This is a genomic window from Roseibium sp., assembly GCF_025698965.1.
GTDB lineage: Bacteria > Pseudomonadota > Alphaproteobacteria > Rhizobiales > Stappiaceae > Roseibium.
This window is the reverse complement of the sequence record NZ_JAILWL010000298.1, coordinates 1-8,193: the sequence shown is the minus strand read 5'-3', so window position 1 is coordinate 8,193 and position 8,193 is coordinate 1. Positions and strand designations below refer to the sequence as shown.

General features: G+C 57.5%; 8 protein-coding genes and 1 pseudogene. 6 read left to right on the top strand and 3 right to left on the bottom strand.

Annotated elements, in window-relative coordinates:
- Positions 1-417, top strand: a pseudogene (locus K5905_RS21400) (methyltransferase type 11); the annotation flags it as partial.
- A gap of 51 nt (positions 418-468) precedes the next feature.
- Here K5905_RS21400 and metW read toward each other — a convergent pair.
- Positions 469-1,101 carry a methionine biosynthesis protein MetW gene (gene metW, locus K5905_RS21395; RefSeq protein WP_297587506.1) on the bottom strand — a complete coding sequence of 211 codons (633 nt, stop codon included), beginning with the start codon at positions 1,099-1,101 and terminating at the stop codon, positions 469-471.
- Positions 1,102-1,105: 4 nt separating this feature from the next.
- Positions 1,106-2,323: a homoserine O-acetyltransferase gene (locus K5905_RS21390; protein WP_297587504.1), complete on the bottom strand. Its 1,218-nt coding sequence runs from the start codon at positions 2,321-2,323 to the stop codon at positions 1,106-1,108.
- A gap of 229 nt (positions 2,324-2,552) precedes the next feature.
- On the opposite strand from K5905_RS21390, the gene K5905_RS21385 reads away from it, so the two are divergent.
- The 3 genes from K5905_RS21385 to K5905_RS21375 are packed head-to-tail and all read left to right on the top strand — an operon-like array spanning position 2,553 to position 5,519.
- On the top strand, positions 2,553-3,425 hold the full coding sequence (locus K5905_RS21385) for a chorismate mutase (RefSeq protein ID WP_297587502.1): 873 nt from the start codon (positions 2,553-2,555) through the stop codon (positions 3,423-3,425).
- Entirely contained in the window at positions 3,422-4,558 is a 1,137-nt protein-coding gene (gene hisC, locus K5905_RS21380) for a histidinol-phosphate transaminase (RefSeq protein WP_297587499.1), read from the top strand. The genes K5905_RS21385 and hisC overlap by 4 nt, the downstream gene beginning before the upstream one ends.
- Before the next feature lie 16 nt (positions 4,559-4,574).
- The gene (locus K5905_RS21375; protein ID WP_297587496.1) at positions 4,575-5,519 is read left to right on the top strand and encodes a prephenate/arogenate dehydrogenase family protein; all 945 of its coding nucleotides are present in this window, start codon (positions 4,575-4,577) and stop codon (positions 5,517-5,519) included.
- Here K5905_RS21375 and K5905_RS21370 read toward each other — a convergent pair.
- Positions 5,503-6,363: a polyprenyl synthetase family protein gene (locus K5905_RS21370; RefSeq protein ID WP_297587509.1), complete on the bottom strand. Its 861-nt coding sequence runs from the start codon at positions 6,361-6,363 to the stop codon at positions 5,503-5,505. The two genes, K5905_RS21375 and K5905_RS21370, sit on opposite strands and share 17 nt — an antisense overlap.
- Before the next feature lie 208 nt (positions 6,364-6,571).
- On the opposite strand from K5905_RS21370, the gene K5905_RS21365 reads away from it, so the two are divergent.
- Positions 6,572-7,792, top strand: a complete 1,221-nt coding sequence (locus tag K5905_RS21365) for a cyclopropane-fatty-acyl-phospholipid synthase family protein (protein ID WP_297587494.1) — start codon at positions 6,572-6,574, stop codon at positions 7,790-7,792.
- On the top strand, positions 7,779-8,193 hold a 415-nt coding region (locus tag K5905_RS21360), incomplete at its 3' end, for a transglycosylase domain-containing protein (RefSeq protein WP_297587492.1). The genes K5905_RS21365 and K5905_RS21360, both read left to right, overlap by 14 nt.

Genomic DNA, 8,193 nt, shown 5'->3' with positions numbered 1-8,193 from the left:
GTTCCCAACCGGCGCGGTCTTTGGGCGCAGTCCGAACTGTCGCCGTTCGGCTATGGACGTCCCTATTCCGGACGCCAGTTGAAGGACCTCTTGAAAAGCTGCCAGTTCAATGTGCTGGATGACAAGGAAGCCCTGTTCATGCCGCCATCCAAAAAGCGCACGATCCTGCGCGCTGCACGAACCTGGGAGGGTATCGGCCGCAGGATCTGGCCGGCCTTCGGCGGAGTGCTGGTCGTGGAAGCGGAAAAAGTCGTGTTTCAGAGCCTGCCTGCGGACGGAAAACGCAGTCGTTTGCGCGATCTGCGTCCTGTGTTCCTTCCCGAAGGGGTGGCAACCGGCTTGAAGCCGGTCAGGGTGACCAGTCATCATCGAACCCGCATATCAAGACCATCAGGCCGCTCTGACCGCATCAGCTGAACGAAATGCGTTTTCTGCGGGCAGTGCGGGTTTACCCGAAGCGATCGAAAGTCACCGTTTCAGCAAGAAGACTGCCTGTTCCGCAACAATGTTCCAGACCCACCAGGGGGCATTGACCGGAATCTTGTTGCCACGGGCGCTGAGTGCGATTGCCTTGTCGACATCGGCATTCAACTCGCGGCAGAGTTCAACGAAATCCCGCAACGAGCAGAAGTGGATGTTCGGCGTGTCATACCATTCGTAAGGCAAGTATTTCGTCACCGGCATGCGGCCCCGGAAAAGAAGCTGCATGCGGTTGCGCCAATGGGCGAAATTCGGAATGGAAACAATCACCTGTCTGCCAATACGCAGGAGCTCGCTCATCACCTGCTTGGGTTCGCGGGTCGCCTGCAATGTCTGGCTGAGGATGACAATGTCAAATGCCTGGTCCGGATAATCCGCAAGGTCCGTGTCGGCATCGCCCTGGATCACGGAAAGACCGCGAGCAACGCACCGGTTCACACCGGCCTGGCTGAGTTCGATACCACGTCCATCGACCTGACGTTCGCGAGCCAGCAGGTCGAGAAGCGCACCGTCTTCCGAGCCGATGTCCAGAACGCGGGCACCGTCGGGAACCAGCGATGCAACAACCCTGTGGTCGCCGCGAACCTCTCCGGGCCGGGTCTGGTGAGGGGCAAGGTTCATGGGATCAGCTCGCCTCTCCGGGTGCCGGTAGTCCGCGGGCACGCGCGGAGCCGGTGATGAAACCCTGGATCGTTTCGAACATCTCCGGCACGTCCAGCAGGAAGGAGTCGTGTCCCCGGTCGCTTTCGATTTCGACAAAGGAAACATTTGCTGCCGCCGCGTTCAGGGCCTTGACCACACTTCGGCTTTCCGAGGTCGGAAAAAGCCAGTCGGAGGTAAAGGACATGACGCAAAAGCGGGTTTTGGTGTCCTTGAAGGCGTTGGGCAACGATCCGTCAAATTCCTGCGCCAGGTCGAAATAGTCCATGGCGCGGGTCACATAGAGATAGGAATTGGCGTCGAAGCGATCCACGAATGTCATGCCCTGGTGGCGAAGATAACTTTCGATCTGGAAGTCCGCATCAAAGCCGAAGGTCAGATTGTCCCTGTCCTGCAGGTTGCGGCCGAATTTCTGATGGAGAGATTCATCGGACATGTAGGTGACGTGCGCAGCCATGCGGGCGACGGCAAGGCCTTTGGTGGGCCGCATGCCTTCCTGGATATAATTGCCGCCACGCCAGTTGGGGTCTGCCATGATGGCCTGACGGCCAACCTCGTGAAAGGCGATGTTCTGTGATGTGTGCCGGGCCGCCGCCGCGATCGGGATGGCGGCAAAAACACGTTCTGGATAGCTGGCAGCCCATTGCAACACCTGCATTCCACCCATGGAACCACCGACCACCGCAAACAGGGTCTCGATTCCGAGATGGTCGACCAGCCGCGCCTGGGCGCGCACCATGTCGCGAATGGTAATTACCGGCAAATCCAGACCGTAGGGTTTACCTGTTGCCGGATCCAGCGTTGCCGGGCCCGTCGTGCCGAGACAGCCGCCGAGAACATTTGCGCATATGACGAAATAATGATTGGTGTCGATCGGTCTGCCCGGTCCGACCATGAGTGTCCACCAGCCTGGCTTTCCGGTCACCGGATTGGTGGAAGCGACATATTGGTCACCGGTCAGGGCATGACAGACCACAATGGCGTTGGATTTGTCCGCGTTCAGCTCACCATGGGTTTCGTAAGCGATCTGCCAAGGGGCCAGCTTGATGCCGGAGTCCAGTTCCAAAGGGTCTTCGGTGGAAAATTGAACAAGCTTGCTGGACGGCGTTTCCGCTTCGGTCGACCTGAGACCTTCAGGCGATTGTGAGCTTGACGAAGCTGGGTTTTCGGTGTCGACGGGCATCAATCTAAAGCGCGTTTTTCTCGTCCAGAAGCGGAAAATCATGACCGATTGCGGGCGCCGGAAATCCGGGTGCGGGCGAGCAGCAGGCAGTGCCCTCGGGAATTGCGCAACAATCAGACTGGCGAGCTAGCCGCGTGAAGCAACCTGAGTCAATGATTTCTTTTGCCTTTACGCGATCACATGCCTATGACTATGCGCCGCTGAACCCAAACGAAGGCTGGAACCTGTCATGTCTCAAAATCCGGACAGCGGGCTGTCGCTGGATGCGTTGCGAACGCGTATCGATGAGATTGACACGCAAATTCATAAGGCGCTGATGGCGCGTGCAGAAGCCGAGGCCTTGGTTGGAGGCATGCAGGAATCCGATGGGCAGACGGCTTCCCTGTTTCATCCGGAGCGGGACGCGGATTCGATGCGTCAGATGGTGGAGCGACATCAGGGTAATCTGCCACTGGCCGTGGTGGAGCATATCTGGAGGGATATTATCTGCGCTTGCAGCGATGCGCAGGCCGACACGGCGATCTTTCTTGATGGCGGCGCGGAACTGATCGACATGCTCGATCTTGCACGGTTCTACTTCGGTTTTTCTGCCGAGCTTATTCCCGGAAGCGACGCGGCGGATGTCGTCGGGGCCGTTGGAAGTTCGGATGGCGATATTGGACTGGTCGCCTTGGCCGATCGGGCCGAACTGCCCTGGTGGCGCGGGCTAAGCGATGCCGGGGCATTGGTAAGAGCGCGTTTGCCCTTCGTGGTGCTGGAGGATCGCCCTGCGGACCTGCCTGCTCTGGTCCTGTCCAAGGCTGACAGTCTGGCCGACAATGCGGATGTTGCCGTTTATGATGCGCGCTGGTCCGACATTTTGCCGGGCAGGTTGATGGATCAGGGGATCGAAGTGCTGAGCTTCTTCCGATCTGCAAACGGTGTCGATGCCTTGCTGGCAATTTCCGGCGAACTTTCAGAAGAAGATGTTATGAAGGCCTGCACAGCAGCTGGTGCTGAGCCTGATGTTTTGAGATGTGTCGGCGGCTATGCAGCGCCGATCGATGGCGACAACGATCCTGAAGACGGTTTTGAAGCCGAGGAGCGGGAGCCTCAGGAATGAACGAGATGACCAAAGTGACACAAGCTGATGCGACCCGGATGAACCGTCCGCAACCGAAAGCGGGCGTATTGGATATTGCACCTTATGTGCCTGGAAAATCCAAGGGATCCCACGGAACAACCCTGCACAAGCTCTCGTCCAATGAAACGCCGCTCGGCACCAGCGAGGCGGTGAAACACGTGATTGAGGAAGTTGCCCGAGCCCTGGAACTCTATCCAGACGGCGCGGCAACCGAACTGCGCAAGGCAATTGGTGAAGTCTATGGCCTGAACCCGGACCGGATTATCTGCGGCGCCGGTTCCGACGAAATTCTAAGCCTGCTCGCCTATTGTTATCTTGGTCCAGGCGATGAAGCGATTTACTCAGAGCACGGATTTCTGGTGTATGACATTGCGATCCGGGCTGCGGGTGCATCCCCTGTTGTGGCGCCCGAAAAGGATCTGACGACCGACGTCGACGCCATTCTTGAGCGGGTGACAGAGAAAACCAAGATGGTTTTCGTGGCCAATCCGAACAATCCGACCGGAACCTATCTGCCCTTTGAGGAGGTGAAGCGTCTCCACGAAGGATTACCCGCTCATGTGCTTCTGGTCCTGGATGCGGCCTATGGCGAATATGTGCGGCGGAATGATTACGAGAGTGGCCTCGCGCTTGCCGCGACGTCCGAAAACGTATTCATGACCCGGACCTTCTCCAAAATCTACGGCCTTGCCAATCTGCGTCTTGGTTGGGGTTTCGGTCCGGCACATGTTATCGATGCTCTGCACCGGATTCGTGGTCCTTTCAACACCTCCGGCGTTGCCATCGCGGCCGGAATTGCCGCGGTGAAAGACCGCCAGTTTGTGTCCGACTCCGTTGAACACAACGATGAGTGGTTGCCCTGGGTTACGGCGGAGTTGGAAAAGCTAGGCCTGACGGTAACGCCGAGTGTCGGAAATTTTGTGCTAGTGCATTTCCCGGACGAGGACGGCAAGCGGGCAAATGATGCGGATGCCTATCTTCTGGAGAGAGGCTGCGTGTTGCGGCTGGTTGCCAATTACGGCCTTCCCAACGCCCTTCGAATGACAATTGGTTCTGAAGATGCCAACCGCACGGTTGTTGCGCATCTGAAGGACTTTCTGGAACAAGCCTGAAGACAGATAAAAACATATGACCGGTGCCCCTCTCTTTGAGCGAATGGCCCTGATCGGGATCGGCCTGATCGGCTCTTCTATCGCCCAGGCCGCGCGTGAGCGCGGACTTGTGAAGGAAATTGCAATTTCCACCCGTTCCCCCGCGACCCTTCATCGGGCGGAAGAGCTGGGTCTTGGGGATACCTATGCGCTTGATGCGGCGGTTGCAGTCGAAGGCGCCGATCTTGTGATTCTGTGTGTACCGGTTGGTGCCAATGAAGCCGTCGCCAAATGGATTGCACCTGCCCTCAAGAAAGGTGCCATCCTGACCGATGTCGGTTCAACCAAGGGATCGGTGGTCGAGCATGTCGGTCCGCATGTTCCCCAGGGTGTCCATTTCATTCCGGGCCACCCGATTGCAGGTACAGAGCAATCCGGGCCGGATGCGGGGTTCCCGACCCTTTTCGATCACCGCTGGTGCATTTTGACGCCACCTGAGGATGTCGATCAAGCTGCGCTCGACAAGCTCACCGCCTTCTGGCAGGGATGCGGGTCGGACGTTGATCTGATGGAACCCAAGCACCACGATCTTGTACTGGCGATCGTGTCTCATCTGCCGCATCTGATTGCCTATAACATCGTTGGCACGGCGGATGATCTTGAAACGGTAACCAAATCGCAGGTGATCAAGTATTCCGCATCCGGTTTCCGTGACTTTACGCGTCTGGCGGCCTCCGATCCGACCATGTGGCGGGATGTGTGTCTGGCCAACAAGGAAGCTATCCTGGAAATGCTGGCGCGGTTTTCGGAAGACCTGTCGGCGCTTCAGCGCGCCATCCGCTGGGGCGATGGCCAGTTGCTGTCCGATCTTTTCACGCGGACGCGCGGCATCCGCCGATCAATCATCGAAGCCGGTCAGGAGACCGACGCACCGGATTTCGGCCGCCATGTCGCAGGTGGATCGGTCAGTTCGAACGATTGACAATAAATCCGGCTATGGCAGTCAGTGTCGCAGCTGAACTGCCATAGGTGCCCAAAAGCATCTCTGCGTCCCGGGACAGGCGCTCCAGTTCGTTCCGGGTTTTCTCAACACCCCAGAGACCGACCAAAGTCGCCTTTCCGGCTTCGGCGTCCTTGCCTGTCGCTTTGCCCATGTCTTCCGCACTCGCTTCGACATCCAGAAGATCGTCGGCGAGCTGAAAGGCAAGGCCGACGATTTCACCGAACCGAGTCAGACGATCCACATCGTCTTCACCCGCATTAGCTAAAATCGCGCCTGACCGGCAGGCATAGCGTAGCAATGCACCGGTTTTCATGGATTGCAGTTGACGAATTTCCTCTTCCGTCCGGTCGCGGTGTTCCGACAGAAGGTCAAGCATCTGACCACCCGCCATACCGCCGATCCCGGCGGCTCTGGAGAGCTCGCGTGACAAGCGAAGACGCACTGCCGGATCGGAGTGGACAGGGTCCTCGGCGATGATATCAAATGCGAGTGTCAGAAGCGCGTCCCCGGCCAGGATGCCGGTCGCCTCGTCAAAGGCCTTATGAACAGTTGGCTGGCCCCGGCGCAAGTCGTCGTCATCCATGGCGGGCAGGTCGTCGTGTACCAGCGAATAGCAATGAATGAGTTCAAGTGCGCATGCTGCCTGCTGCACGCCTTCGTCCGTCCGTCCGAACAGTCTGGCACATTCCAGAACCAGGATAGGGCGCAGGCGCTTGCCACCGTTGAGGGCACCGTGCCGCATGGCTGCCAGCAGACGGGGAGGCCGGACAGTTTCCTGCGCCAGCGTAGTATCGGTCAGGATGCGGTCCAGGTCCGTCTCGATACGACTGGCCTGCGCTGCCAGATGCTTTTTCAGATCAAGGGTCACTCTGTGCTCCGGGCCGGATGACAATATCTTTTCAAAGTTCGGGTTTCCCTGAAACCAATTCCCTGTATCGTCAAGACCGGAATTCAAAAAATTGTACTGTTTCGTCATTTCCCGGGGGCGTTGTCTGGCCCGTTAACTCAATTCCATTTCGGAGAATTGGCCCATGAAATTGCTGTCGAGCCTCCTCAAGTCCTTTATCAGGCGTGGCCGGATGCGCGTTTATGACGCTGGCGGGGCGCTGCATGAATTCGGCTCGGGAGAAGATGGCCCGACAGTGACGATCCGCCTGCATGACAGGAAACTGCACCGGTCGCTGTTTTTCAATCCGGAACTTGCCGCAGGTGAAGCCTATATGGACGGCACGCTGACTATGGAGGAAGGGTCGACGTGCTACGACTTCATGTTTCTTTTTTCCATCAATCGGGCACCACTCGGTGCGCATCCGGTGCAAGGGTTTTTGCGTAAAGGCTGGAAGGCGTTCAGGCGGCATCACCAGAAAAACAGCGTTGAGCGGGCCAAGAAGCAGGCGCGACACCACTATGATCTTTCAACCGAGCTCTATCGGCTGTTTCTCGATGAAGGGCTGAATTACAGCTGTGCGTATTATAGCGACCCGGATGAAAGCCTTGAAAGCGCGCAGGCAGCAAAGCTGACGCATCTGGTCGCGAAACTCGATCTTGAGCCTGATATGAAGGTTCTGGAAATCGGTGGGGGCTGGGGGTCGCTTGCCATTCGCATGGCAGAAGCTGGTGCCCGGGTCACGTCGCTCAACGTTTCGCCCGAACAGGTTAAAATCGCAGAGGAGCGTGTTCGCGCAGCGGGGCTTGAAGACCGGGTGAATTTCGTCCTGAAGGACTATCGTGAATTTGAAGGCGAGTTCGACCGGATCATCTCGGTCGGCATGATGGAGCATGTCGGGATCGGTCATCTGGATGACTATTTCGGCAAGATCCGGGCTTGCTTGAGTGCACGTGGCTATGCGGTCATTCACTCGATTGGCCGCATGACTCCACCCGGAACGACCGGGCCGTTCATCCGCAAGTATATTTTCCCCGGTGGTTATGTGCCGGCCCTGTCGGAAGTTTTTGCATCAACGGAACGACTTGGGTTATGGGTCTGCGACGCGGAAATCCTGCGCTTGCATTATTATTATACGATCCGCGACTGGAGGCAGAGGTTCGAAAGACAGCGGGAGGCGGCTCAGGAACTCTATGACGCGGCGTTTTGCCGAATGTGGGAGTTCTATCTTTGCGCCGTCGAGTTGGGGTTCCTGCACGGATCCAACATGGTGTTTCAACTGCTTCTGTCGAAGGAACGCGATGCGGTTCCCATCATTCGGGACTTCATCGTCGACAACGAACGGGAATTGAATGGCAAGAGTTAAGCCTGCAACGCGGAAGAAGCCGGAAAGTGGCAGGGCATCCCGTGGCAAGCACACATTCTGGCGGGGTGTACGCAAGCGGATTTTTCAGCTGTTGCTGGTCCTGATCCTTCTTCCCCCTATCCTGACGGTCATTTATTCCGTTGTTCCACCGGTCAGTACCCTGATGATCGGGCGCTATGTTCAGTTGCTTTGGGTCGATCGCCAATGGGTGCCTCTGGAAGACATCTCTCCCAACCTGATCAGATCGGTGATTACGTCGGAAGACAGTGGTTATTGCGAAAACAACGGTGTGGAGTGGGACGCGCTTCAGGATCAGGTGGAGGCGTTGAGCGACGGCGAGAGGCCACGTGGTGCAAGTACCATCACAATGCAGACGGCAAAGAACCTGTTCCTTTGGGGGG

Coding starts and splice junctions, on each gene's coding strand:
- hisC (WP_297587499.1), top strand. CDS start 3,422: ATGAACGAGATGACCAAAGTGACACAAGCTGATGCGACCCGGATGAAC.
- K5905_RS21375 (WP_297587496.1), top strand. CDS start 4,575: ATGACCGGTGCCCCTCTCTTTGAGCGAATGGCCCTGATCGGGATCGGC.
- K5905_RS21385 (WP_297587502.1), top strand. CDS start 2,553: ATGTCTCAAAATCCGGACAGCGGGCTGTCGCTGGATGCGTTGCGAACG.
- K5905_RS21390 (WP_297587504.1), bottom strand. CDS start 2,323: ATGCCCGTCGACACCGAAAACCCAGCTTCGTCAAGCTCACAATCGCCT.
- K5905_RS21365 (WP_297587494.1), top strand. CDS start 6,572: ATGAAATTGCTGTCGAGCCTCCTCAAGTCCTTTATCAGGCGTGGCCGG.
- metW (WP_297587506.1), bottom strand. CDS start 1,101: ATGAACCTTGCCCCTCACCAGACCCGGCCCGGAGAGGTTCGCGGCGAC.